This is a genomic window from Thauera sp. 2A1, assembly GCF_009469595.2.
GTDB lineage: Bacteria > Pseudomonadota > Gammaproteobacteria > Burkholderiales > Rhodocyclaceae > Thauera.
In genome coordinates this window covers 75,459-99,226 of record NZ_SSXV01000018.1, presented here as the reverse complement: position 1 = coordinate 99,226, position 23,768 = coordinate 75,459, and the positions used below count along the sequence as shown (strand labels likewise).

Genomic DNA, 23,768 nt, shown 5'->3' with positions numbered 1-23,768 from the left:
CATCGGTCGCCCAAAAAGACAGGAAGCTACACAAAACAATGGCTTGTGAACAGGGGTATCGCAAGTGATTGATCGTGAACGTCATTTTGGCGTGGTCAACGACAAGCGGGTAGCTGCGGCAGCCCTGGGCCAGGAGCTTGACCGATTCCCCGCCGAAATTGACGACGAAATCCGGATGTGCCGCTGTCGCACGGACACTCCGGTCCCGGTACGTGTCGCCGATCAAGGTCAGGTAGACGAGGGCCTTCTTCGGGTCGCCGGTCCTGAAATCGATCACGGCCTTTGCAGGTTTCAATTCCTTGAGGGCTTCGCCCGCCGCGCTGTGAGCGATTCCCGGTCACGGATCGCCGCCGAGCTGGGCCAACTGGAGGAGGCCCGGGCACTGCTTCAGGTCCTCGCGGCGGAACCCCGCATGGGGGAATCCGGTTCGGTGGCCGGGCAAGTCGAGTACGTCCGCGCCGAACTGGCCTGGGCGGAAGGTCAGCCGGAGGAAGCATTGCGCCTGCTGCATCGCGCGCTGGACCTGCTGCTGCAACGGGGCGCAGTCATGGACGCAGCAAGGATCCATTTGCGCCTGGCGAAGCTCCTGGCCCGCCCGGGAGACCAGGCTGCGGCCTGGCTGGAACTGAGCGCCGCAGAAGAGGTGTTCGGGACGTCAGGCGCCGAAGGCTATCTCGTCCAGTGTCGCAGGCTGCGGGATACCTTGTCGGCTTGAACCGGGACCCTGCCTGCTTCCGGCCCCTCGGATTCGCCACCGGTAGGGCCGCCACGATGCGTGGCGCTCGCCGATCATGCCCGGAAATCGGTGATGGAAGCTCGCGGCCTAGGCTTCGTCGAGGGACGCGTAGCTGGCCGCGAGGTGGTCGATCAAGGACCGGACGGCAGGCAGCAGGCCACGTCGCGACGGGTAGACCACATGGATGATCTCGTGGCGCGGCGCCCAATCGGGTAGCAGCCTCACCAGCTCACCGCTGGCGAGTTCATCGCGCACCATCAGCGCCGGCAACTGCACGATCCCCACCCCGGCAAGCGCCGCGCGCCGCAGCGCGATCATGTCGCTCGTGATGAATCGCGGACGATGACGCTGCACGACCTGTGCCCCGTCGGGTCCGAATAGCGTCCATGCGGGATCGTCCTGCGGGGGACCGAGGGCGAGGCTGGGGTAGCCGGCCAGGTCGGCGGGCCGGGCAGGGGGGCCGAAATGCGCGACCAAGGCCGGGCTGGCTACCAGGCACTGGCTTCGATCGGACAGGACGCGCAGGACGAGATCGCTATCCTCGAGCGGGGGCGGGCGGACGCGGATGGCCAGATCGAAGCCTTCGCTGACCAGCGACACGCGCCGATTGGTCGCCTCGAGATGAATCGACACCAGCGGGCAGGCCGCCATGAATTCGGCGAGCATGCGGTCGACATGCGCGTGCAGCAGCGCGATGGGGCAGCTCAGGCGGATGACGCCACGCGGCTCGGCTCGAGTCCGCTCGATCGCCTCCTGCGCGGCCTCGGCCTCGACCAGCATCGCGCGGCAATGCTCATAGTAGGCACGGCCCACCTCCGTCACCGAGAAATGACGGCTCGACCGATGGATCAGGCGCACGCCAAGCCGCTCCTCGAGCAGCGCGATGCGGCGGCTGAGCTTCGATTTCGGGATCCCCAGGGCGCGGCCGGCGGCGGCGAAGCTGGCGTGATCGACCACGCGCACGAAGTAATGGAGATCGTTGAGGTCCTGCATCGGGATCATCGTTCTACCTATGTGACGCTGCAACCGAATTTTGCCGTCTGTTGGATGCGCCGACTCGATTCTATAGTTGATTCACGCAATGAGTACGCAGCCGGGAGAACGCCATGAAAGCGATGCGAGGCCGCACGGGCGACCGCCGAGTTCAGCGCCGGCCGCTCTGGCCGCGTGGCGTCGTGGCCGCCCCGAGTCGCGACTCCTGAACCGGTGCCCAGCACGAGCTGGGCGCCACCACGGTCGGCCAGGGCTCGTCCCGACACGGCGCCTGCTCGGCCATTCCACCCCGAGAGAGAGAAAGGAGTTTCACCATGAGCAAGCCCTACGTGCGCCTCGACAAGAACGATGCCGCCGTGTTGCTGGTCGATCATCAGGCTGGCCTGTTGTCGCTGGTGCGCGATATCGATCCGGACCGCTTCAAGAACAACGTTCTCGCACTGGCCGATCTGGCCAAGTATTTCGGCCTGCCCACCATCCTCACGACGAGCTTCGAGCAGGGCCCCAACGGGCCGCTCGTGCCCGAGCTGAAGGAGACCTTCCCGGATGCGCCCTACATCGCCCGTCCCGGGCAGATCAACGCCTGGGACAACGCCGACTTCGTCCAGGCGGTCAAGGCCACCGGCAAGAAGCAGTTGATCATCGCCGGTGTCGTCACTGAGGTCTGCGTCGCCTTCCCGGCGCTGTCCGCCCTCGAGGAAGGCTTCGAGGTCTTCGTCGTCACCGACGCCTCGGGCACCTTCAACGAACTGACCCGCGATTCGGCCTGGGATCGCGTGTCGGCCGCCGGCGCCCAACTCATGACCTGGTTCGCGGTGGCCTGCGAATTGCACCGCGACTGGCGCAACGATATCGAAGGCCTGGGCACGCTGTTCTCGAATCACATTCCTGACTACCGCAACCTGATCACCAGCTACAACACGCTGACCAGCGGCAAGTAAGGAGCGGGTCGGCCGGGCGGCCTCGAGCCGCAGCTCGCCCAACGGCCGGTCCGCGCTCCTGCGGACCGGCCTCATCTCGAGGAGAAGCTTGCGACGGACCACGAATGGCATACGGAGGCGACCGCCGAGGGACTTTCATGCCGCACTGCACCCGGCTGGTTCCGAGGTGGCCGTATTGCCGATTAAAGAAAGGAGAGCACGATGCGCAATGAACGGAACGCACCCGAGACCAAGGGCGTGACGGTGGAATTGCTCGGGACCGTCGATCTTGGCCCCGAGATCGAGGGCATGGCGGGGCGCGAGCTTCGCATGCGCAAGGTCACGATCGAGCCGGGTGGCGTCTTCGGCCCGGTTCATGACCACAAGGACAGGCCGGGGATCGTCTTCATCCTGCAGGGGACGATCACAGACCATCGAAATGGAATCGCCACCGACTACGGGCCGGGTGTGGGCTGGCCCGAGGACAGGAACACCACCCACTGGCTCGAGAACCGGGGAACGATTCCGGCGGTCGAGATTTCGGTCGACATCGTCAGGCAAGCCTGAGCTCGGGTCCGACATCCTGATACGGCCGCGGGCGGCGCGCTCAGGTTCGGCTGGTTGCCTTGACCGGGACGCGCAGGTGGCGACTCAGGTCGCCGGTGAAGTCGAGCCGGCGGTAGTCGCGCTCGACGAACCACCACTGGCCGTCGATGTGCGCGAAGCGGTCGTGGTAACGGCCGCTGGCGATGATCTGCAGCGGGAAGTCGTCGGTGGCCTGCAGCACGGTGAAGCAGGAGCTGACCCTGGCGGTGCCGGCGGCCTCGTCGATGTCGAGGATGGGGTTGGTGACGAGGTGGCGGGTGCGCGGGGTGCCGCAGGGATGGATGACCAGGATGCGATGCCAAAGGGCCAGCACGCCGTCGGCGTCGAGCGGGCCGGCGGCGCCAGTCTCGATGCGCGCGTGACGGAAGAGGGCGGCGGCATCTTCCAGGCGGCCTTCGTCGATGGCTTCGGCGTAGCGGTAGAGGAGGTTGCAGATCTCGGTGGCGGAGGTGCTCATCGTGCGCTCCGTGAGTGCGCCTGCCGCAAGCGCGGTGGGCGGAAGCAAAAAAGGCCGGGCGGCGGCTTGAACGCCGCACACCCGGCCGAGGGACGACCGGAGGGGCCGGTCAGGCCGACAGGCCGGCGAGCATGCCCGACTTGACGGCGCCTTCGATGTAGCCGATCTGCGCGCCGTCGCCCACCGAGCTGACCGGCACGCCAGCCGCTTCCAGCGAGCGCGCCAGGCTGTCGTCGGGACGCGCGCCGACGGCGAGCACGACCGAATCGGCTGGCAGGGTGTGCTGGACGCCCTCGGCGTCGGCATAGCGCACCGCCTTCTTGTCGATCGACTCGATCTTCACCTTCGTGTGCAGCGCCACGCCGTGCTCGCGCAGCGTGTCGAGCACGCGCCAGCGGCGCACGATCGACAGCTCGCGTCCGAGGCTGGGGCCTTCTTCCAGAACCACGACCTCGCGGCCACGGTCGACCAGGAACTCGGCAAGCTCGACACCGACCAGTCCGCCACCGATGATCGCGACCTTCTTGCCCAGCGGCATCCACACCCGCGACAGGTTCTGGATGGCGTCGGTGCTGTCGGTCACGCCGACCAGGCTGCCGGCCTTCATCAGCGTGCGCTGGGTGAAGGACAGCTTGCGCTTGGCGATCTCGTCCGCACGGTCGTCGGTCATCAGGCGGCGCAGCTCGTCGCCCGACCACACGTGGTCCATCTCGGCGCCGGGGATCGGTGGCGCGTTGCGCTCGGCGCCGGTGGCGACGATCACCGCGGTGGCGCCGAGCTGGCGGATGAGCTCAGGGGTGGCGACGGTGTTCAGGCGCACATCGACGTTCAGCTTCTTCACCTGCGTCGTCAGGTAGTCGAGCAGGGCGCCGTTTTCCGCGTAGGCCAGCGCGGCGAAAAACAGCGTGCCGCCCAGCCGGCTGCCGCGTTCGACCAGCGTGACCTTGTGGCCGCGCAGTGCGGCCGTGCGGGCCGCCTCCATGCCGGCCGGGCCGCCGCCGACGACCAGCACGTGGCCGGGCTTTTCCGCCGGCACGAGCCGCATCTCCGCCTCGTGGCCGGTCATCGGATTGACCGCGCACTTGACGCGCTCATTGATGAAGATCTGGCTGACGCAGGCATAGCAGTAGATGCAGGGGCGGATGTCCTCGGGCCGGTTCTCGACGAGTTTCTTCGGCAGCTCGGGGTCGGCCAGCATCTTGCGCGCCATGGCGACGAAGTCGCACTGGCCGGCGGCGATGGCGTTGTCCGCCACTTCGGGCTCGAGACGGCCGACGGCGATCACCGGGATCTTCAGCACGTCCTTGATCTCGGCCGCCCAATGCAGGAAACCGGCCTTCTGCTGCACCAGCGGCGCTTCGGTGAAGGCCACGCCGGTGCTGATGTTCGCGTAGGCGGACACGCTGACGGCATCGCAGCCGGCGGCTTCGGCCATCTTCGCCACCGCCTTGGCGTCTTCCAGCGTGATGCCGCCTTCCGTGCGCAGCTCACAGGCGTCCAGCCGCAGCCACACCGGGTAGTCGGCACCGACGCGCGCGCGCACCGCGGCGATCACCTCGAGCAGGAAGCGGGCGCGGTTCTGCAGCGGGCCGCCATATTCGTCGTCACGCTTGTTGTAGTAGCCCGACAGGAAGCCGGCGATGATATAAGTGTGCGCGGCGTGGATCTCCACGCCGTCGAAGCCGGCGCGCCTGGCACGGTCGGCCGCGGCGGCGAACCATTCGATCATCTGCGCGATGTCGGCCTTGTCCATCACGCGGATCTTCACGCCGGCCTTCTCGCGGCCCTTGGACGAGCTCACGAAGGCGCCGAGTTCTTCCTGCGTGAGCGCGGCGAACATGTCGGTCTTGAGCGCCGGCGGCATCGACGGCACCCACAGCTCGCGGCCTTCTGCGAGGTCGCGCACCGAGGACTTGCCGGCGTGCTGCAGTTGCACTGCGATCTTGGCGCCATGCCTGTGCACGCGGTCGACGATGCCCTTCAGGCCGGGGATGAACTTGTCGTCGGAAATGCCCACCTGGTAAGGCTCGGCGGTGCCGTGCGGATAGGCGATGGACACCACGCCCATCGTCAGCAGGCCGGCGCCGCCCGCGGCGCGGGCTTCGTAGTAGGCCTGGATGCGTTCGCCGCAAGTGCCGTCGGATTCGGCGAAATTGGACCCCATCGGCGCCATCACGATGCGGTTCCGAAGCTCCATGTTGCCGATGCGGCCGGGCTGCAGCAGGTTGTCGAAGGCTCCCATGGCGTGGCTTACCCCTTGGTCAGAAAATCGATGCAACTACGGTTGAACAGGTCACGGTGTTCCACCTGCACCCAGTGTCCGCAGCGGTTGAGCAGGATCATGCGCGCATCGGGTGCGTTCTCGACCACCTTCAGCGCGCCGGCGTGCGGGTTGAACTTGTCGTTGGTGCCCCAGAAGCCGAAGATCGGCGCCTTGATCTCATGCAGGCGGGTGGTCATGTTCGGGACCATCATGGTCGAGAACAGGTTGGCCGGTTGCGAGGGGGCGATGGCGGAACGCTCGTTGATGATGGTGTCGTCGAGCAGGTCGGGATCGAACACCTGCAGGCTCATCACATGGCGCATCTCGGCGGGCCCCATCGGGCCCTTGGCGAAGGTTTCCACCATGCGCACGATGCCTTCCATCTTGAAATAGGTCTCGCGCTCCTCGACGCCGCCCGGCGCCATGAGAATCAGCCGTTCCACCGTCTCCGGATGGGCCAGCGCCTGGCCGAGCGCAATCGCACCGCCCAGCGAGTTGCCGAGCAGCGTGCATCGGGCCACGCCGATCTTCTTCAGGAAGGCGTCCAGGCTGGAAACGAAGAAATCCAGGTTGTAGTGCACGTCCGCGGGCTTGTCGGAGCGGCCGAAGCCGGGCAGGTCAAGCACGATGTTGCGGAAGCCGGCTTCGGCAAAGGCCGGGTAGTTGCCCTTGAAGTTGCTGTAGCCGCTCGCGCCCGGGCCGCTGCCATGCAGCCAGACGACGACCGGCCCCTGGCCGACGTCGAGGTAGTGCAGGTGCAGGCCGTTGTCGAGCGCGGCAATCTGGTCCAGCGGGATGGGCAGGTCGGTTGAGGTCATTCGTGAGTCTCCGGCTTGGCTTTCAGATGTGGAATCGACATGTCAGGAGTTGGCCAGCGCCACGGCGGCGCCTGGTCGCCGCTCGCCGAGCAGTTTCTGGCGGTAGCGTGGGACGGCTGCGAGCAGGCACGCCGACGTCAGCAGGTACAACAGCACCGAGCCCGCCAGGGCGTAGCGCAGGGCCTCCTGCCCCAGGCGAGGGTTGAGGAAATCGCTCAGCGAGCCGACGATGATCGGCCCGAGTCCGACGCCGAGCAGCGTCATCGACATCACGAAGATCGCCGTGGCCTGGCCCAGGCGGTAGGCCGGAAACAGATGGCTGATGGCGCCGAAGCAGGGCACCGACCACCAGATCGCGGTGAAACTGAAGGCGAGGTAGAAGAGGAAGGCGGTGGGGACGGGCAGGGCGCCGACATGAAAGGCAATGCCGACGGGCCAGAGATAGAAGGCGAGTCCGAGCGGGACGCTGACCATGCAGCCGATCAACGGGATGACCAGTTGCCAGCCCGGATCCCGCGCCACCATGCGATCGGTGACGCTGCCGCAGAGAAGGGTGCCCACGGTCGAGCTGATGCCGCCGCCGAGGCCGACGAGCAGACCCGCCTGCTGCATCGTGAGCCCGTGCGAGCGAATCAGGAAGCTCGGATTCCAGGTGCCGATGGCGTAGCCCATGACCGCGGCAAGCGTTCCGGCAGCGACGATGAGCAGGAATGCCGGCGTGGCGAGCAATTGACCCAGGGTCGTGCGCCAGTCTTCCTTCGCTGGATGATTTGTCGCCACGGCCCGTGTCGGCGCTGCCGGACTGCGCACCGTGAGCCACAGCAGCAAACCGAGCAGCACGCCAGGTGCGCCGATGGCGATGAAGGCGGTACGCCAGCCGTAGGTCTGGGCGATCCAGCCGCCGAGGCCGAGGCCGAACACCGCACCCAGGCTCGGTCCCATGAGGAAGACCGACAGCGCACGCGAGCGCTTCTCGGGCGGATAGAGATCCGACACCATCGCGACCGAAGGTGCCGTGCCGCCCGCCTCGCCGACCGCGACGCCGATGCGGAACAGAAGCAGCATGGCGAAGCTGGTTGCCAGGCCGCACAGCATGGTCATGCCGCTCCAGGCGATGCAGGCGAGGGCGATGACGGGCTTGCGGCCGATCCGGTCCGACAGCCGGCCGGCGGGAAATCCGAACACGGTATAGAAGAGCGCGAAGGCCACCCCCGACAGCAGGCCGACCTGCGTGTCGGAGATGCCGAACTCGAGCTTGATCGGCTCGATCAGGATCGAGATCACCAGCCGGTCGATGTAATTGAAGACGTAGATCGTCGCCAGCATGAACAGCGCATAGTGCGTGTGCCAGGTCGGGCGTTGCGGGGTTGCGGGGCTCGTGCTCACTGCCATGTCTCCGTGGGTTGCCCGGGTGCCGACACTACGGTCCGGGTCTTGTCGGGCGTCTATCGTCCCGTTCCCCCTCATGCGCGGCATCGTCCATTCAGACGAATGGGCTGCAGCGAACCGTCATGCCGTCCATGATGCGGCTGCTCGCCGAACCCTTAGTCCCATTGGACGATGCCGGTCTGCGTCATCGCGAGAAAACTGCGCTCCATCGCGTCCCTCGCCGGTCCCCCGGTGCGGGAGTGTTGCCATAAAACACGATGATGGAGACGGCAGATGAGCTTTGAAGGCAAGGTGGTATTCGTGACGGGTGCGGCCCAGGGCATGGGACGTGCGATCGCGGCGCATTTCGGCGCGCTGGGCGCAAAAGTGGTGGCGGCCGACATCAATGCCGCAGCCGCAGGCGAGGCGGTTGCCGCGTTGGGCGAGCGTGGCCTTGCGCTGAGCTGCAATGTGTCCGAGCCGGCCTCGGTCAGGGCGGCCTTCGATGCCGTCGGCGAGCGCTTCGGTCGTGTCGATGTCGTCGTCAACAGTGCCGGCATCGGCTCGGTCGATGCCTTTCTCGATACGCCCGACGACAACTGGGCGCGGGTGATCGGCGTCAATCTCACCGGCACCTTCCTGTGCTGCCGTGAAGGCGCCCGCCTGATGCAGAAGGGCGGCACGAAGGGGGTGCTCATCAACGTGTCCAGCACCGCCGCGATGTCGGGCGAGGGGCCGAGCCACTACTGCGCGTCCAAGGCCGGGGTCATGGGGCTGACGCGCAGCATCGCACGCGAGCTGGCTGCCAGCGGCATCCGCGTGAACACCATCGTGCCGGGGCCGACCAATACGCCGATGATGGCGGGCATCCCGGACGAATGGATGCAGTCCATGATCAAGGCCATTCCGCTGGGACGCATGTGCGAGCCGGAGGAAATCGCCCGTGTCGCCGCCTTCCTCGCCAGCGACGACGCGAGCTTCATCACCGGCCAGAACATCGCCGTCAACGGCGGCATGGCCTTCATCTGAGCGCCGCCGGCATGACCACCGCCAATGTCCCGGCCGAGCTGCTGGCGCGCATCGATCGGCTCGAGTCGCTCGACGCCATCCGCCAGTTGGCCGGCAAGTATTCGCTGTCGCTCGACATGCGCGACCTCGACGCCCATGTGAACCTGTTCGCGCCGGACATCCGCGTCGGGCGCGAGAAAGTCGGCCGTGCCCATCTGAAGGCCTGGGTGGACGACACGCTGCGCAACCAGTTCTCGGGCACGTCCCACCATCTCGGCCAGCACATCATCGAGTTCTCCGATGCGGATCACGCCACCGGCGTGGTGTATTCGAAGAACGAGCATGAGGCCGGCCCGGAATGGGTAATCATGCAGATGCTGTACTGGGACGATTACGAGAGGATCGACGGCCAATGGTATTTCCGTCGCCGCCTGCCGTGCTACTGGTATGCCACCGACCTGAACAGGCCGCCGATCGGCGATCGCAAGATGCGCTGGCCGGGCCGTGAGCCTTACGAAGGTAGCTTCCACGAGCTTTTTCCGTCGTGGAAGGCGTTCTGGGCGGAACGGCCCGGCAAGGAGCATCTGCCCGAGGTCGCCGCGCCGGCGCCGATGGAGAAATTCCTGGCAACGATGCGGCGCGGCGCGCCCGAGCCGAAGATCCGCGTGCGCTGACACCGGCGCCACCACAGCCTTCCGAGAGACTTTAGAAAACTCATTGGAGATGGACGCATGTCCGATTCCGCCGTCCTTATGGACCCCGTTGCCGCGCGCGGCAAGATCGTGTCGCGCGAGGTCACCCAGGCCAAGCTCGACCTGCGCTCGCGCGCGGCCAACCTGACCAGGCCGGGTGACCTGTACACCGTCGCCGATCGGCTGGAGGAGCAGGCTCGTCGATTCGGCGATCGCGACTTCGTCGTCTATGGCGATCGACGCTACAGCTACGCCGAAGTCGACGCGCGGGCCAACCAGGTTGCGCACGCCCTGCAGGCCCGTGGCCTGCGTTGCGGCGACGTGTGCGCGCTGGCGATGGAGAACCGCCCCGAGTTCTTCTTCTACTGGTTCGGTCTGGCCAAGCTGGGCGTCGTCACCGCCGTGATCAATACCCAGGTGACCGGCCGCCCGCTGGTCCATGCGCTGGAGACCACCCAGGCGCGCGCGGCGATTGTCGGCGAGGAGTGTCTCGAGAACTTTGCCGTGACGGACGGACGTCCGGCACAGCCGATGTATCTCGTCGCCGATGCCGAGAAGCCGGTTGCGGCCGGCCTGCGCGAGATCGTTGCGGCCGACATCAGCGAAGAGGTCGCGGCGGCGTCGCGCGCCGTTTTCCCGCGCGACGGGCGCGCAGCGGTGCGCGCCGACTCGTCGATGCTGCTGATCTTCACCTCGGGCACCACCGGACTGCCCAAGGCCGCGCGCTACAGCCACATGCGCTGGATGTCGTCGGGCGACGTGATGGAGGTGACGCTGGACGTCACGCCGGAAGACGTCTTCTACTGCTGTCTGCCGCTGTACCACGGCGCCGCGGCGACATCGGTGACCTCGACCGCGCTGAAGGCCGGCGGCAGCATCGTCGTCCGGCGCAAGTTCAGTACGCGCGAGTTCTGGACCGACGTGCGCCGGCATCGCATCACGGTCTTCCAGTACATCGGCGAGATCTGCCGCTATCTGCTGAATGCCCCGCCGCAGCCGGACGACCGCGAACATAGCCTGCGCTGCATGCTTGGCGCGGGCCTGACGCCCGAGAGCTGGGTGCGCTGGATCGAGCGCTTCGGGCCGGTCCAGGTCTTCGAGGGCTGGGGTTCGACCGAAGCGAACACCGCGCTGATCAACGTCGACAATTATGTGGGTTCCTGCGGGCGCGTGCCGGACTGGGACAAGACCAACTTCCGCCTGGTGCGCTACGACGTCGAGACCGAGTCGCACCCGCGCGACGAGAACGGCCGCTACATCCTGTGCAAGCCGGGCGAAGTGGGCGAGGGCATCGGCTACATCGTCGACCATCCAGAGATCGGCGCCGGTCGCTTCGAAGGCTACACATCGGCGGAAGCCACCGAGAAGAAGATCCTGCGCAATGTCTTCGTCGAGGGCGACGCCTACTGGAGCTCGGGCGATCTGCTGCGCTATGACGAGAACGGTTACTTCTACTTCGTCGATCGCATTGGCGACACTTTCCGCTGGAAGAGCGAGAACGTGTCGACGGCCGAGGTCGCCGACGCCCTGTCCGACTTCCCTGGGCTGGAGCTGATCAACATCTACGGCGTGAAGGTGCCCGAGCACGAGGGGCGCGCCGGCATGGCGGCGATCGTCATGCAGCCGGGCCATGCGTTCGATCCGCAGGCTTTCTACGCGCTCACCGAGGCCCGGGTTCCGCGCTACGCCGCGCCCCAGTTCGTGCGTGTGTCGAGTGCCGCAGACCTGACGACCACCTTCAAGCTGCGCAAGGTGGACCTGCAGCGCCACGGCTACGATCCGAAGGCCTTCGACGATCCGCTCTACGTGCGCGACGACAAGGCGGGCACCTACCAGCCGTATTCGGACGACGCGCTGAAGAACGCGGGACTGCCGCCTTTCGCCTGATCATCGTGTTGGGGATCGTATGGAGGGGAGCCGTCAGGCTCCCCTTTTTTGTGTCTAGTCCGATCGGACGATGCGCAGACGTTCCGATCGCGACAACCTGCCGACCATGCAGGAGGAGACACTTGGGCGGCAGTCGCAGGCGAAGCGGCGCTGAACCGGGTTCCTGCCTCGATGGTGTGCGTGCGCACCCGATACCCGGGAAAGGAAGGAGAGAGGAATGTTCACCAAGATTCTGGTCTGCAGTCTGGTGCTTGGCTGCGTCTCGGCGCTGACTTCGCTGCTGGACCGTGGCGTCGAGCGATCGCTCGACGAATCCGTGCAGCTTCCGGCGTGCGGCGAAGCAGGCGGCGCCTGCCTCGCGATAGGCGGTCAGCCACGCGTTTCGACCGACCGCTTCCTCGCCATGCTGGCGACTCACTGAAGCGGCCTTCAGCCTCTCCCCGAATCTCTCTTGTCCTTTCCGGCCCGGTGCGTCGATGCGCATCGGGCTGTTGCGCTTGGTGGTACAGGCGCGATCACCCGCGCGGCGGTCCATGTCGGGGGGGACTAGTCGATTTGAACGATGGACGCGGATCTGCCGTGTGGCATCTTTCTCACCCATGCAGGGCCGCGTAGGCCCCGATCAGCGAGGTAAGGGAGCATGGGTCTGAAAGGAAATGCAGCAATCGTCGGCGCCGCGCAGTACAAGCCGGAGAAGTACGCGACCGCACCGCGGATGTTCCATCTGGAACAGGTGGCCGACCTGGCCGGCATGGCACTGGCCGATGCCGGGCTCAAGGCCTCGGACATCGACGGCCTGGTGATCCACGGACCGCAGTTCCACGAGGCGCAGGTCTTCGTGCCGGCGATGGCGGCCGAATACCTCGGCCTGTCGCTCAACTTCGCCGAGGTCGTCGACCTGGGCGGCTGCTCGTCGGTGGCGGCGGTGTGGCGTGCGGCGATGGCGGTCGAGATGGGCCTGTGCCAGGCCGTGCTGTGCGTGATTCCCGCGCGCATGGCGCCCTTCGGCCCGGACGAGGATCCGAGCTGGATGGCCCGTGCGATGCGCTTCGGCGGTCACAGCACCGCTTTCGGCGCGCCCGAGGCCGAGTTCGACCTGCCCTACGGCCACATGGGCCAGAACACCGGCTACGCGATGATCGCCCAGCGTTACGCCGCCAAGTACGGCTACGACCCGGTGGCGATGGCGAAGATTGCGGTCGACCAGCGCACCAACGCCCTGGCCAATCCGCAAGCCAGCTTCTTCGGCAAACCGCTCTCCATCGAGGACGTGCTGGCCAGCAAGATGGTCGCCGAGCCGCTGCGCGTGCTCGAGATCGTGATGCCGGTGGCCGGCGGCGCGGCGGTGATCGTCGCCTCAAAGGAAGTCGCGGCTCGGGCGAAGAACCGCGGCGCTTGCATCACCGGCTTCGGCGAGCACCTCTATTTCAAGTCGCCGACCTACGCGACCGAGATGACCGACACGCCGATCGGCCCTGCCGCAGAGCGCGCCTTCGCGATGGCGGGCATCAAGCGCAGCGACGTCCAGGCCGCGCAGATCTACGACTGCTACACCATCACCGTGCTGCTGACGCTGGAAGACGCCGGCTTCGCGCCCAAGGGCGAGGGCATGCGCTGGGTGCGCGAGCACGACCTGACCTACAAGGGCAACTTCCCGATGAACACCCATGGCGGGCAGCTCAGCTTCGGCCAGAGCGGCACTGCGGGCGGCATGTCGCAGGTCATCGAGGCCTTCCACCAGATTTCCGGCCGCGCCGGCGAGCGCCAGCTCAAGCGCTGCGACACCGTGTTCGTCTCGGGCACCGGTGGCGTGATGAGCGAGCAGGGCGCACTGATTCTCCAGGGAGCATGACGAGCATGTCGACCAACAAACCGCTGCCGACACCGACCGAGATCTCGGCGCCGTACTGGAACGGCCTCAAGGAAGGCCGCCTGACGCTGCCGCACTGCAAGTCGTGCGGCCACTGGATCTTCTTTCCGCGCCGTCACTGCGACAAGTGCTGGTCGCAGGACCTCGAGTGGAAAGAGGTCAAGGGCACCGGCACGCTCTACACCTACACCCTGACCCGCGTCCCGACGCTGCCCGACTTCGCCGACGATATGCCGCAGAAGATGGCGGTGGTCGAGCTCGACGAGGGCGTGCGCATCAACACCACGCTGATCGGCCTCGACGAGGCCGATATCAAGGTCGGCATGCGGGTCAAGCCGGTGTTCGACACGGTGAAATCCGACGGTACCGCGCTGCTGCGCTTCACCGCGGCGCACAAGGATATCCCGTCCCGCATCGACAGCACGCCGGCTGCGCTCGCCGCGGCCGCCGAGGCCCAGGCCAGCGCCGAGCCGGAGGCCGCGAAGCGCCAGGTGCGTTTCGACGACGAGGCGGCGATGAAGGCGCTGGTCAGCGAGACCTACTCGGCCTGGAGCAACCAGGTGGTGGTCGATCAGGCGCTGATCGACGAGTTCGCCAGGCTGTCGGGCGATGACTACTGGATCCACACCGATCCCGAGCGCGCGCGCAAGCAGAGCCCCTTCGGCGGCACCATCGCGCACGGCGCGCTGGTGCAGGTGCTGCAGTCGCGCTTCCGCATCCCGCTCGACTACGAAGTGGTCGGCTTCAACAACATGCTCAACTACGGCTCCGATCGCCTGCGCTTCCCGGCGCCGGTCCCGACGGGTTCGCGCATCCAGGCCCGCTCGCGGGTGAAGGCGGTCGAGAAGCTGCCCAAGGGCATGCAGATGACGATCGAGATCGTCACCCATGTGGTCGGCAGCGAGCGGCCCTCGGTCATCAACGACCTGGTGATCCTCTACATGTGATCTGCCGGTGTCAGGGGTTTCGTAGTGCGTTGTTGGCGTTGTAGTGCGTTGTAGCTGTACCGGCAGTTTCGTAGCATGGTTTACTCTCCTCTGTTTGCGGCCGCCTCCCGGAAGGGTTGGCGGCCTCTTTTTTTTGGGGGGTGTGCAGCGGGCGGCCGGCGGCCCGAACAGGGCGGCCGTCACAACCGATCTGCTTAGTCTCAACGGACGATGAGCATCCCTCGCGCTCTTCGCACAATGCTCCCATCGCAAGAAAGCAGTTCACAGGGAGTCAGCAGATGGTCGATATCCGTGGTTTGGCCTATTTCGTCGCCCAGATCGACGACGTCGATGAATGGAAGCGTTATGCCGAGGACGTGCTGGGCATGATGACTTCGCCGGCACCGGGTGGCGGGTTGTACGTCAAGATGGACGAGCGCCCCTTCCGCATTCTGGTCGTGCCGGGCGCCGAGCGCCGCTATGTCGCTTCGGGCTGGGAGCTGGCCGGCGAGGGCGCCTTCAAGGCTGCTCTCGCCACGCTGGAGGCCAAGGGCGTGGGCTATGAACTGGCTGATCCGGTCGCCGTCGCCCAGCGTGGCATGCAGGCGATCGCGGTCGTGGTCGATCCTTCGGGCAACCGCCACGAGCTGTGCTGGGGCCACCTGTCGGACTGCCAGCCCTTCGTGTCGCCGCAGGGCGTGCCGCGCTTCCTCACCGGCGACATGGGCCTGGGCCACACCGTGATGCCGGCGCCCAACTTCGATGCCACCGCGGCCTTCTTCCGCGACGTGCTCGGTTTCGGCCTGTCGGACATCTTCAACTTCCGGCCCGACCCGGCGGCGCCGCCGATTCGCATCCACTTTCTGCACTGCAACAACGCGCGCCATCACAGCCTGGCGATCGCCGAGTATCCGGTGCCGAGCGGCTGCGTGCATGTGATGGTGGAAGTGGATTCGATGACCGAAGTCGGCCGCGCGCACGACCGCCGCATCGCCCACAAGGTGCCGCTGTCGGCCACCCTGGGCCAGCACCTCAACGACCGGATGATCTCCTTCTACATGAAGACGCCGTCCGGTTTCGACCTCGAATACGGCTACGGCGGCCTGCAGTGCGACTGGGAACGCCACAACGCCTTCGAATTCACCCGCGTCAGCATCTGGGGCCACGACTTCGGCGTGGGTCAGCAGGAACAGGCCGCCTGAGCGCGGCCGGCAACAGGAAAGAATCCATGAACAAACTGATGACGACGGCCGATGTCGTCGACCAACTGCGCGATGGCATGACCATCGGTTTCGGTGGCTGGGGCCCGCGGCGCAAGCCGATGGCGATCGTGCGCGAGATCCTGCGCTCGAACGTGAAGGACCTCACCGTGGTGTCCTACGGCGGCCCGGACGTGGGCATGCTGTGCGCCGCCGGCAAGGTGAAGAAGCTGATCTTCGGCTTCGCCACCCTCGACGCCATTCCGCTCGAGCCCTGGTACCGCAAGGTGCGTGAATCCGGCGCGCTGGAGTTGCTCGAGCTCGACGAGGGCATGTGGCAGTGGGGTCTACGCGCGGCTGGCATGCGGGTGCCCTTCCTGCCCACGCGCTGCGGTCTCGCAACCGACATTACCAAGCTGAACCCCGAGCTGAAGACCATCCAGTCGCCCTATGCCGATGGCGAGGTGCTGCTGGCGATGCCGGCGCTCAAGCTCGACGTCGCGCTGGTGCACGTCAACGTCGCCGACCAGCTCGGCAACACCCTGATCCAGGGCGGTGACCCGTACTTCGATCACCTCGTCGCACGTGCGGCAGACGCCTGCTACGTGTCGGCCGAGCGTGTCGAGGAGCGCCTGGCGCTCACCCCCGACCAGGCCCGCCTCAACACCTTCGAGCGCTACCTGGTGAAGGGTGTGGTGCATGCGCCCTGCGGCGCCCACCCGACCACCTGCGCGCCCGAGTACGGCTGGGACATGAGCCACTTCAAGCGCTACGTCGCCAGCGCGGCGGAAGAGGGCGGCTGGCAGGCCTACATGGACGAGTTCGTCACCCCGGGCGAGGCGGCTTACCAGGTCAAGAACGGCGGCATCGAGCGCATGGGCAAGCTGCCCCTGCCGGTGTTTTGAGGAGCGCGAGCGGCATGAGCAACAACACTGAATTCACCCTGGCCGAGCTGATGATCGTCGCGGCTTCGGAAGCCTGGCGCGGCGACGGCGAAGTGCTGGCCTCGGGCATCGGCGTCATTCCCCGCCTGGGCGCCAGCCTGGCCAAGCTCACCTACGCCCCCGAGCTGCTGATGACCGACAGCGAATGCTTCCTGATCGAGGAGCCGATTCCGCTCGGCCCGCGCGGCGACTATGTGCCGAAGTACTCCGGCTACATGTCCTTCGAGCGCGTGTTCGAGTGCGTGTGGGGCGGCCGCCGCCACGCCATGATCGGCCCGACCCAGATCGACCGCTTCGGCCAGACCAACCTCTCGGTGGTGGGCGATTACAAGAAGCCCAAGGCTGCCATCCTCGGCGTGCGCGGCCTGCCCGGCAACAGCATCAACCACATCAACTCCTTCTTCGTGCCCAACCACAGCAAGCGCGTGTTCGTCGAGGGCGAGGTGGACATGGTGTCCGGCGTCGGCTTCAACCCGGCGCGCTGGGAGCCCGGCATGAAGCAGGATTTCATGGACATCCGCCGCATCGTCACCGACCTCTGCGTCCTGGACTTCGAAGGTCCGGATCACGCCATCCGCGTGCGCTCGCTGCACCCGGGCGTCAGCTTCGACGAGGTGCAGGAGAAGACCGGCTTCCCGCTGCTGAAGGCGCCGGAGCTGGGCGAAACCCCGCACCCGACCGCGGCGCAGCTGGAGATCATCCGCCGCCTCGATCCGCACGACCTGCGTGGCGCGCAGATCAAGGGCAACCCGCCCGGCATCCGCACTGCAGCCTGAGGCCGCAAAGGAAGAAGCAGAGATGAGCGCCCCCGACCAGAACTTCGTCACCCGCCCCGACAACGCGGTGTACGAGACCGACAGCCCGGTGCAGTACGCCGTGGCCGACGGCATCGCCACGGTGACGATGAGCCGTACCGAGTTCAACAATGCGCAGAACTCGCAGATGACCTATGCGCTGGACGCCGCCTTCCGCCGTGCGGTGGATGACGACGCGGTCAAGGTCATCGTGCTGCGCGGCGATGGCAAGCACTTTTCCGCCGGCCACGACATCGGTACGCCGGGGCGCGACATCAACAAGCCCTTCGACCGCGTGCACCTGTGGTGGGACCACACCAACAAGCCCGGCGGCGAGTACCTCTACGTGCGTGAGCAGGAGGTCTACCTGAACATGTGCCGGCGCTGGCGCGAGCTGCCCAAGCCGACGATTGCGATGGTGCAGGGCGCCTGCGTCGCCGGCGGGCTGATGCTGGCCTGGGTGTGCGACCTGATCGTCGCCAGTGACGACGCCTTCTTCCAGGACCCGGTCGTGCGCATGGGCATCCCCGGCGTGGAGTACTTCGCCCACCCCTACGAGCTCAATCCGCGCATCGCCAAGGAATTCCTCATGACTGGCGATCGCATGGGGGCCGAGCGCGCTTACCAGATGGGCATGGTGAACCGCGTGGTGGCGCGCGCGCAGCTCGAGGCCGAGACCTACGCGCTCGCCGCGCGCATCGCCAAGCAGCCGCGCATGGGCCTTGCGCTGACCAAGCAGGCGATCAACCACGTCGAGGACCTGCAGGGCAAGCGCACTGCGATGGACGCGGTGTTCGCCTGGCACCACTTCGCCCACACCCACAACGAACTGCTGTCGGGCGACAAGCTCGGCGGCTACGATGCGAAAGCCATGGCCAGCGCCAACAAGCAGGCCGCCGGCGAGCACAAGGCATGAGTCACTCCGCCATGAATCCTGATTTCTCCGCGCTGCTGCGCACGCCGCTCACCGAGCGCCTCGGCTGCCGCTTTCCCATCATCCAGACCGCGATGGGCTGGGTGGCCGACGCCAACCTGGTGATCGCCACCACCAAGGCGGGCGGCTTCGGCTTCCTGGCCGGCGCCACCATCGACGCCGGCAAGCTCGAAGGCGAGATCCAGAAGGTCATCGCCGCCACCGGCGGCAGCAACTTCGGCCTCAACTTCCACATGTTCCAGGAGAACGCCGCGCAGTGCGTCGACCTGGCGATCCAGTACAAGCTACGCGCGGTGAGCTATGGCCGCGGGCCGGACAAGAAGACCATCGCCCGCTTCAAGGAAGCCGGCGTGCTGTGCATCCCCACCGTGGGCGCACTGAAGCACGCGATCAAGGCGGTCGAGCTCGGCGCCGACATGATCACCATCCAGGGCGGCGAGGGCGGTGGCCACACCGGCGGCGTGCCCACCACCATCCTGCTGCCGCAGGTGCTGGCGGCGGTGAAGGTGCCGGTGATCGCCGCCGGTGGCTACTCCACCGGGCGCGGCCTGGCTGCGGCGCTGGCCGCCGGTGCGGCCGGCATCGCCATGGGCACACGCTTCCTGATGACCACCGACTCGCCGACGCCGCCGGCCACGCTCGAGCGCTACGTCAAGGTCGACGACCCGCAGAAGGTGCGCGTCACGCTCGCGGTCGATGGCATGCGCCACCGCATGATCGAGAACCCCTTCATCAACAAGCTCGAGGGCGCCAGCCCGATGGGCCGGCTGCTGATCGCGCTCAAGAGCGCGTGGCACTGGAAGCAGCAGACCGGCATGAGCCTCGGCCACATGCTCGGCGTGTTCCGCCAGGCGCTGAAGGAAGACCCGGGCGCGGTGTCGCAGACGGTGATGTCGGCCAACCAGCCGGTGCTACTGCAGCGCTCGATGGTGGACGGCTTCCCCGACGAAGGCATCCTGCCCAGCGGCCAGGTGGCGGCGGCGATCGGCAAGCTCGAGAGCTGCGAGGACGTCATCCACGGCATCGCCGCCGAAGCCGAGGCCTGCCTCGCCGCGCTGTACGCCCGCCTCGACGACGCGCGTGGCACCGAACCCTGCAAAGAGACCGCGGCCGTCGCCTGAGCGCGCAGCCCGCGCCCCACCGCAACCCCAGACCCGACAAGAGACCCAACGGAGCCCGATAACGTGAGCCAGGCCTTCCAGACCATCATCGAGGGCGGCATTGCCGAACTCGTCATCAACAAGCCGCCGGTCAATGCGCTCGACAGCAGCGAGTGGTTCGCGCTCGCGCACCGCATCGACGAGCTCGGCCACGACCCGGAGGTGCGCGTGATCGTGATCCGCGCCGAGGGCCGCGGTTTTTGCGCGGGTGTGGACATCAAGGAACTCGACGCCCATCCCGAGCGCATCGTCGCGGTCAACGGCGGCAACTACGCCACCTTCAAGGCGGTGCACCGCAACCCGGTGCCGGTCATCGTCGCGGTGCACGGCTTCGTGCTCGGCGGCGGCATCGGCATCACCGGCGCGGCCGACATCGTGGTCGCCTCCGACTGCGCGACCTTCGCGCTGCCCGAGGTCGATCGCGGCGCCATGGGTGGCGGCGCCCACCTGCAGCGCCTGTTCCCGGTGCAGAAGGTGCGCTACCTGTTCTTCACCGGCGAGAAGATCGGCGCACGCGAAGCCGAGCGCTACGGTTTCATCGAGCGCGTCGTGACCAAGGCCGAGCTGCGCGGCGCCGCGCTCGAGATCGCCCGCAAGATCGCCGAGAAGAGCCCGGCCATGATCCGCATCGCCAAGGAGGCGCTGAACGGCATCGAGGACGGCAACCTGGAAGACAAGTACCGCTGGGAGCAGGGCTTCACGCTGCAGGCCTACACCAGCCCCGACTCGGCGGAAACCCGCCGCGCCTTCGTCGAGAAACGCGAAGCCAAGTTCTGAGGACACCATGGATCTCGCCTACACCCCCCGGCAGAAGGCCTTCCGCGAGGAAGTGCGCGCCTGGCTCGCGGCCAACCTGCCGCGCGAGCCGCTGGCCAGCTATGACACCCGCGAGGGCTTCGAGCAGCACCGCGAATGGGAGAGCAAGCTGTTCGACGCGCGCCTGTCGATGGTGATCTGGCCCGAAGCCCTGGGCGGCCGCGGCTGCGACCTCATCGAATGGCTGATCTTCGAGGAGGAGTACTACGGCGCCGGCGCACCGATGCGGGTGAACCAGAACGGCCAGTTGCTGCTCGGCCCGACGCTGATCGAGTTCGGCACCGAGGAACAGAAGGCGCGCTTCCTGCCGCGCATGGCCTCGAGCGAGGACATGTGGGCGCAGGGCTGGTCCGAGCCCAATGCCGGCTCGGACATGGCGGCGATCACCAGCAAGGCCATCCTGTCGGCCGACGGCACGCATTATGTGGTCAATGGCCAGAAGACCTGGTCGACGCGGGCGAGCTTCGCCGACTGGCTGTTCGGCCTGTTCCGCAGCGATCCGGGCTCGAGCCGCCACCACGGCCTGTCCTACCTCGCGGTGCCGCTCGACGCGCCGGGCGTGACCATCCGCCCGATCCAGGCGCTCAACGGCAAGCAGGCCTTCGCCGAGATCTTCTTCGACGACGTCAAGGTGCCGGTGGAGAACCGCATCGGTGACGAGGGCCAGGGCTGGCACGTGGCGATGGCCACCGCCGGCTTCGAGCGCGGGCTGCTGCTGCGCTCGCCGGCGCGCTTCCAATACACAGCGCGCAAGCTGGTCGAGCTCTACAAGGCGAACCGCGAGCTTGCCGACCGCGACCCGAGCATCCGCGACGCGGTCATCGAAGCCTGGACCGGCACCGAGGCCTATGCGCTGTCGGCCTACCACACCGTCGGCCGCCTGGCGAAGGGCGCCCGCATCGGCGCCGAGGCCAGCACCAACAAGATCTACTGGTCCGAGCTCGACCTGAAGATGCACGAGACCGCGATGCGCATCCTCGGCCCCTTCGCCGAGCTCACCGGCGACGCCCCGGAGGCGGTCGAGGCCGCGCGCTGGCTGGACGGCTTCCTGTTCGCCCAGGCCGGGCCGATCTACGCCGGCACCAACGAGATCCAGCGCAACATCATCGCCGAGCGCATGCTCGGCCTGCCGAAATAAGGAAGGGGCCGCCATGGACTTCACCTTCACCGACGACCAGCTCACCTTCCGCGAGGCGGTGAGCCGCTTCCTGATGACCGAGGCCGCCCCCGAGCGGCTGCGCGAGATCTGGGACACCGACACCGGGCGCTCGCCCGAGCTGCGCAAGAACATCGCCGAGCAGGGCCTGACCGCGCTGTCGGTGCCCGAGGACTGCGGCGGCCTGGGCATGGACGATGTCGCCTGGGCGCTGATGACCCAGGAGCTCGGCTACTACGCCCTCCCGGATTCGCTTGCGGATGCCGCCTACGTCGCCGCCGGCCTCATCACCGCGCTGCCTGCCGGCACCGCGTCGCGCGAGGAATGGCTCAGCCGCATCGCCGAGGGCAGCATCCGCATCGCGGTCGGCCATCCGGTCAACCCGCTGGTGGCCGACGCCAACCCGGCCAACCTGCTGCTGCTCGCCGACGGCGACGCGGTGCATGCCGTGCCGCGCGAGCAGGTCGAGGTCGAGGCCAACCCCAGCATCGACCTGTCGCGCCGCCTGGCGCGCGTGCGCTGGACGCCGGCCGCCGCCACCCTGATCGCCGACGGCGAGAGCGGTCGCGCGCTGTGGGCGCAGACGCTCAACCGCGGCGTGCTGTCGGCCGCCGGCCAGCTGCTCGGCCTGGCACAGCGCATGCTCGACCTGTCGGTCGACTATGTCGCCCAGCGCAAGCAGTTCGGCAAGTCGATCGGCAGCTTCCAGGCCGTCAAGCACCATCTGGCCGACGTCGCCACCAAGATCGAGTTCGCCAAGCCGGTGCTGTACCGCGCCGCCTACGCGCTCGCCCACGGCGAGGCCGGTGTCGATGCGCGCGTCTCGCACGCCAAGCTCGCCTGCGGCGAGGCCGCCTGGCTGGCCGCACGCCACGGCATCCAGGTGCATGGCGCGATGGGCTACACCTGGGAAGTCGATCTGCAGATGTTCATGAAGCGCGCCTGGGCGCTCGATGCGTCCTGGGGCGACCGCGGTTTCCACAAGGCGCGCGTCGCCGACGCCATCCTGGTCGAGGGCGCGGCCCTCGGCCCCGGCCACACTTTCGAGGAATGAAGATGGCGCAAGCCTCCAATCAAGCCTACATCGTCGATGCCCTGCGCAGCCCCACCGGCAAGCGCAAGGGCGGTCTGTCCCACGTGCATGCGATCGACCTCGGTGCGCATGTCCTGAAGGCGCTGGTCGAGCGCAACGCCATTCCCGCCGACGAGTACGACGACGTGATCTTCGGCTGCGTCGACACCATCGGCTCGCAGGCGGGCGACATCGCGCGCACCGCGTGGCTGGCCGCCGGCCTGCCGCTGAACGTGCCCGGCACCACGGTGGACCGCCAGTGCGGCTCCTCGCAGCAGGCGGTGCACTTCGCCGCCCAGGCGGTGATGAGCGGCACCCAGGACGTGGTCGCGGTCGGCGGCGTGCAGACCATGACCCAGATCCCGATCTCGTCGGCCATGCTCGCCGGCCAGCCGCTCGGCTTTCCCGACCCGTTCTCGGGCAGCAAGGGCTGGAAGGCGCGCTTCGGCGACCAGCCGGTGAACCAGTTCTATTCCGCCCAGCGCATCGCCGACCACTGGCAGTGCAGCCGCCGCGACATGGAGGTGTATGCGCTCGAGAGCCACCGCCGCGCGCTGGCCGCGATCGCCGAAGGCCGCTTCGAGCGCGAGATCGTCGGCCTCGAGGGGGTGACGAAGGACGAGACGCCGCGCGTGTCCACGCTGGAGAAGATGGCCGAGCTGGAACCGGTCGGCCCCGAGTACCCGTCGATCACCGCCGCGGTGTCGAGCCAGACCTGCGATGCGTCCGCGGCGCTGCTGGTGGTGTCGGAAGCCGCGCTCAAGCGCTACAAGCTGACCCCGCGCGCGCGCATCCACCACCTGTCGGTGATGGGCGACGACCCGATCTGGCACCTCACCGCGCCGATCCCCGCCACCCGCGCCGCGCTCAAGAAGGCCGGCATGCGCATGAGCGACATCGACGTGGTCGAGATCAACGAGGCCTTCGCCTCGGTCGTCATGGCCTGGCAGAAGGAACTCGACTACGACCCCGCACGCATGAACCCCAACGGCGGCGCCATCGCGCTCGGCCATCCGCTGGGTGCCACCGGCGCCCGCCTGATGACCGCGCTGCTGCACGAGCTGGAGCGCAGCGGCGGACGCTATGGCCTGCAGACCATGTGCGAAGGCGGCGGCCAGGCCAACGTCACCATCATCGAACGGCTGTAAG

At 67.3% G+C, this 23,768-nt stretch carries 23 protein-coding genes; 18 read left to right on the top strand and 5 right to left on the bottom strand.

What is annotated here, in order from left to right:
- Positions 1 to 64: 64 nt before the first annotated feature.
- Positions 65 to 715: a hypothetical protein gene (locus tag GH664_RS15935; RefSeq protein WP_153169055.1), complete on the top strand. Its 651-nt coding sequence runs from the start codon at positions 65 to 67 to the stop codon at positions 713 to 715.
- 108 nt (positions 716 to 823) lie between these two features.
- On the opposite strand, the gene GH664_RS15930 is transcribed toward GH664_RS15935, so the two are convergent.
- Positions 824 to 1,738 (bottom strand): LysR family transcriptional regulator, encoded by a 915-nt coding sequence (locus GH664_RS15930; RefSeq protein ID WP_228111568.1) that lies wholly within the window; start codon positions 1,736 to 1,738, stop codon positions 824 to 826.
- Positions 1,739 to 2,043: 305 nt separating this feature from the next.
- Here GH664_RS15930 and ycaC point away from each other — a divergent pair, with 305 nt between their 5' ends.
- Together ycaC and GH664_RS15920 are read left to right on the top strand one after the other, a co-directional pair.
- Positions 2,044 to 2,670: an isochorismate family cysteine hydrolase YcaC gene (gene ycaC / locus GH664_RS15925; protein WP_153169054.1), complete on the top strand. Its 627-nt coding sequence runs from the start codon at positions 2,044 to 2,046 to the stop codon at positions 2,668 to 2,670.
- 201 nt (positions 2,671 to 2,871) lie between these two features.
- Entirely contained in the window at positions 2,872 to 3,216 is a 345-nt protein-coding gene (locus GH664_RS15920; protein ID WP_153169053.1) for a cupin domain-containing protein, read from the top strand.
- 40 nt (positions 3,217 to 3,256) lie between these two features.
- On the opposite strand, the gene GH664_RS15915 is transcribed toward GH664_RS15920, so the two are convergent.
- The 4 genes from GH664_RS15915 to GH664_RS15900 form a co-directional block, all read right to left on the bottom strand.
- On the bottom strand, positions 3,257 to 3,712 hold the full coding sequence (locus GH664_RS15915; RefSeq protein WP_153169052.1) for a nuclear transport factor 2 family protein: 456 nt from the start codon (positions 3,710 to 3,712) through the stop codon (positions 3,257 to 3,259).
- Positions 3,713 to 3,821: 109 nt separating this feature from the next.
- The gene (locus tag GH664_RS15910) at positions 3,822 to 5,954 is read right to left on the bottom strand and encodes an FAD-dependent oxidoreductase (protein ID WP_153169051.1); all 2,133 of its coding nucleotides are present in this window, start codon (positions 5,952 to 5,954) and stop codon (positions 3,822 to 3,824) included.
- A gap of 8 nt (positions 5,955 to 5,962) precedes the next feature.
- Positions 5,963 to 6,793 (bottom strand): alpha/beta fold hydrolase, encoded by an 831-nt coding sequence (locus GH664_RS15905; protein WP_153169050.1) that lies wholly within the window; start codon positions 6,791 to 6,793, stop codon positions 5,963 to 5,965.
- Positions 6,794 to 6,835: 42 nt separating this feature from the next.
- Entirely contained in the window at positions 6,836 to 8,185 is a 1,350-nt protein-coding gene (locus GH664_RS15900) for an MFS transporter (protein WP_153169049.1), read from the bottom strand.
- A 270-nt stretch (positions 8,186 to 8,455) separates the two neighbouring features.
- On the opposite strand from GH664_RS15900, the gene GH664_RS15895 reads away from it, so the two are divergent.
- The 15 genes from GH664_RS15895 to GH664_RS15825 all read left to right on the top strand — a co-directional run bounded on the left by GH664_RS15895 (position 8,456) and on the right by GH664_RS15825 (position 23,767).
- Entirely contained in the window at positions 8,456 to 9,190 is a 735-nt protein-coding gene (locus GH664_RS15895) for an SDR family NAD(P)-dependent oxidoreductase (protein ID WP_153169048.1), read from the top strand.
- Positions 9,191 to 9,201: 11 nt separating this feature from the next.
- The gene (locus tag GH664_RS15890; RefSeq protein WP_153169047.1) at positions 9,202 to 9,843 is read left to right on the top strand and encodes a nuclear transport factor 2 family protein; all 642 of its coding nucleotides are present in this window, start codon (positions 9,202 to 9,204) and stop codon (positions 9,841 to 9,843) included.
- A gap of 57 nt (positions 9,844 to 9,900) precedes the next feature.
- The gene (locus GH664_RS15885; protein WP_153169046.1) at positions 9,901 to 11,748 is read left to right on the top strand and encodes a long-chain-acyl-CoA synthetase; all 1,848 of its coding nucleotides are present in this window, start codon (positions 9,901 to 9,903) and stop codon (positions 11,746 to 11,748) included.
- A gap of 217 nt (positions 11,749 to 11,965) precedes the next feature.
- Complete coding sequence (locus tag GH664_RS15880) at positions 11,966 to 12,169, top strand: hypothetical protein (protein ID WP_153169045.1); 204 nt, start codon at positions 11,966 to 11,968, stop codon at positions 12,167 to 12,169.
- Between the two features lie 219 nt (positions 12,170 to 12,388).
- Complete coding sequence (locus GH664_RS15875; protein WP_153169044.1) at positions 12,389 to 13,600, top strand: thiolase family protein; 1,212 nt, start codon at positions 12,389 to 12,391, stop codon at positions 13,598 to 13,600.
- Between the two features lie 5 nt (positions 13,601 to 13,605).
- Entirely contained in the window at positions 13,606 to 14,565 is a 960-nt protein-coding gene (locus tag GH664_RS15870) for an OB-fold domain-containing protein (protein ID WP_153169043.1), read from the top strand.
- Between the two features lie 278 nt (positions 14,566 to 14,843).
- On the top strand, positions 14,844 to 15,746 hold the full coding sequence (locus GH664_RS15865; RefSeq protein WP_153169042.1) for a VOC family protein: 903 nt from the start codon (positions 14,844 to 14,846) through the stop codon (positions 15,744 to 15,746).
- Positions 15,747 to 15,772: 26 nt separating this feature from the next.
- Positions 15,773 to 16,648, top strand: a complete 876-nt coding sequence (locus GH664_RS15860; RefSeq protein WP_153169041.1) for a CoA transferase subunit A — start codon at positions 15,773 to 15,775, stop codon at positions 16,646 to 16,648.
- Between the two features lie 14 nt (positions 16,649 to 16,662).
- Positions 16,663 to 17,463 carry a CoA-transferase subunit beta gene (locus GH664_RS15855; RefSeq protein ID WP_153169040.1) on the top strand — a complete coding sequence of 267 codons (801 nt, stop codon included), beginning with the start codon at positions 16,663 to 16,665 and terminating at the stop codon, positions 17,461 to 17,463.
- 22 nt (positions 17,464 to 17,485) lie between these two features.
- Positions 17,486 to 18,397: an enoyl-CoA hydratase gene (locus GH664_RS15850; protein WP_153169039.1), complete on the top strand. Its 912-nt coding sequence runs from the start codon at positions 17,486 to 17,488 to the stop codon at positions 18,395 to 18,397.
- Positions 18,394 to 19,536 (top strand): nitronate monooxygenase family protein, encoded by a 1,143-nt coding sequence (locus GH664_RS15845; RefSeq protein ID WP_153169038.1) that lies wholly within the window; start codon positions 18,394 to 18,396, stop codon positions 19,534 to 19,536. The genes GH664_RS15850 and GH664_RS15845 overlap by 4 nt, the downstream gene beginning before the upstream one ends.
- A 63-nt stretch (positions 19,537 to 19,599) precedes the next feature.
- Positions 19,600 to 20,352: an enoyl-CoA hydratase family protein gene (locus GH664_RS15840; protein WP_153169037.1), complete on the top strand. Its 753-nt coding sequence runs from the start codon at positions 19,600 to 19,602 to the stop codon at positions 20,350 to 20,352.
- Positions 20,353 to 20,359: 7 nt separating this feature from the next.
- Positions 20,360 to 21,529: an acyl-CoA dehydrogenase family protein gene (locus GH664_RS15835; protein ID WP_153169036.1), complete on the top strand. Its 1,170-nt coding sequence runs from the start codon at positions 20,360 to 20,362 to the stop codon at positions 21,527 to 21,529.
- Positions 21,530 to 21,542: 13 nt separating this feature from the next.
- A complete protein-coding gene (locus tag GH664_RS15830; protein ID WP_153169035.1) occupies positions 21,543 to 22,601 on the top strand; it encodes an acyl-CoA dehydrogenase family protein in 1,059 nt (352 codons plus the stop codon).
- 2 nt (positions 22,602 to 22,603) lie between these two features.
- Positions 22,604 to 23,767, top strand: coding sequence for an acetyl-CoA C-acetyltransferase (locus GH664_RS15825; RefSeq protein WP_153169034.1), 1,164 nt, complete (start codon positions 22,604 to 22,606; stop codon positions 23,765 to 23,767).
- The last annotated feature ends 1 nt before the right edge of the window (position 23,768 follow it).

What these genes read in the sequence shown, in the direction of transcription:
- GH664_RS15875 (WP_153169044.1), top strand. Translation starts at nt 12,389, where the DNA reads ATGGGTCTGAAAGGAAATGCAGCAATCGTCGGCGCCGCGCAGTACAAG.
- GH664_RS15830 (WP_153169035.1), top strand. Translation starts at nt 21,543, where the DNA reads ATGGACTTCACCTTCACCGACGACCAGCTCACCTTCCGCGAGGCGGTG.
- GH664_RS15915 (WP_153169052.1), bottom strand. Translation starts at nt 3,712, where the DNA reads ATGAGCACCTCCGCCACCGAGATCTGCAACCTCCTCTACCGCTACGCC.
- GH664_RS15895 (WP_153169048.1), top strand. Translation starts at nt 8,456, where the DNA reads ATGAGCTTTGAAGGCAAGGTGGTATTCGTGACGGGTGCGGCCCAGGGC.
- ycaC (WP_153169054.1), top strand. Translation starts at nt 2,044, where the DNA reads ATGAGCAAGCCCTACGTGCGCCTCGACAAGAACGATGCCGCCGTGTTG.
- GH664_RS15885 (WP_153169046.1), top strand. Translation starts at nt 9,901, where the DNA reads ATGTCCGATTCCGCCGTCCTTATGGACCCCGTTGCCGCGCGCGGCAAG.
- GH664_RS15860 (WP_153169041.1), top strand. Translation starts at nt 15,773, where the DNA reads ATGAACAAACTGATGACGACGGCCGATGTCGTCGACCAACTGCGCGAT.
- GH664_RS15930 (WP_228111568.1), bottom strand. Translation starts at nt 1,738, where the DNA reads ATGATCCCGATGCAGGACCTCAACGATCTCCATTACTTCGTGCGCGTG.
- GH664_RS15890 (WP_153169047.1), top strand. Translation starts at nt 9,202, where the DNA reads ATGACCACCGCCAATGTCCCGGCCGAGCTGCTGGCGCGCATCGATCGG.
- GH664_RS15825 (WP_153169034.1), top strand. Translation starts at nt 22,604, where the DNA reads ATGGCGCAAGCCTCCAATCAAGCCTACATCGTCGATGCCCTGCGCAGC.
- GH664_RS15880 (WP_153169045.1), top strand. Translation starts at nt 11,966, where the DNA reads ATGTTCACCAAGATTCTGGTCTGCAGTCTGGTGCTTGGCTGCGTCTCG.
- GH664_RS15865 (WP_153169042.1), top strand. Translation starts at nt 14,844, where the DNA reads ATGGTCGATATCCGTGGTTTGGCCTATTTCGTCGCCCAGATCGACGAC.
- GH664_RS15920 (WP_153169053.1), top strand. Translation starts at nt 2,872, where the DNA reads ATGCGCAATGAACGGAACGCACCCGAGACCAAGGGCGTGACGGTGGAA.
- GH664_RS15845 (WP_153169038.1), top strand. Translation starts at nt 18,394, where the DNA reads ATGAGTCACTCCGCCATGAATCCTGATTTCTCCGCGCTGCTGCGCACG.
- GH664_RS15855 (WP_153169040.1), top strand. Translation starts at nt 16,663, where the DNA reads ATGAGCAACAACACTGAATTCACCCTGGCCGAGCTGATGATCGTCGCG.
- GH664_RS15910 (WP_153169051.1), bottom strand. Translation starts at nt 5,954, where the DNA reads ATGGGAGCCTTCGACAACCTGCTGCAGCCCGGCCGCATCGGCAACATG.
- GH664_RS15850 (WP_153169039.1), top strand. Translation starts at nt 17,486, where the DNA reads ATGAGCGCCCCCGACCAGAACTTCGTCACCCGCCCCGACAACGCGGTG.
- GH664_RS15905 (WP_153169050.1), bottom strand. Translation starts at nt 6,793, where the DNA reads ATGACCTCAACCGACCTGCCCATCCCGCTGGACCAGATTGCCGCGCTC.
- GH664_RS15835 (WP_153169036.1), top strand. Translation starts at nt 20,360, where the DNA reads ATGGATCTCGCCTACACCCCCCGGCAGAAGGCCTTCCGCGAGGAAGTG.
- GH664_RS15870 (WP_153169043.1), top strand. Translation starts at nt 13,606, where the DNA reads ATGTCGACCAACAAACCGCTGCCGACACCGACCGAGATCTCGGCGCCG.
- GH664_RS15900 (WP_153169049.1), bottom strand. Translation starts at nt 8,185, where the DNA reads ATGGCAGTGAGCACGAGCCCCGCAACCCCGCAACGCCCGACCTGGCAC.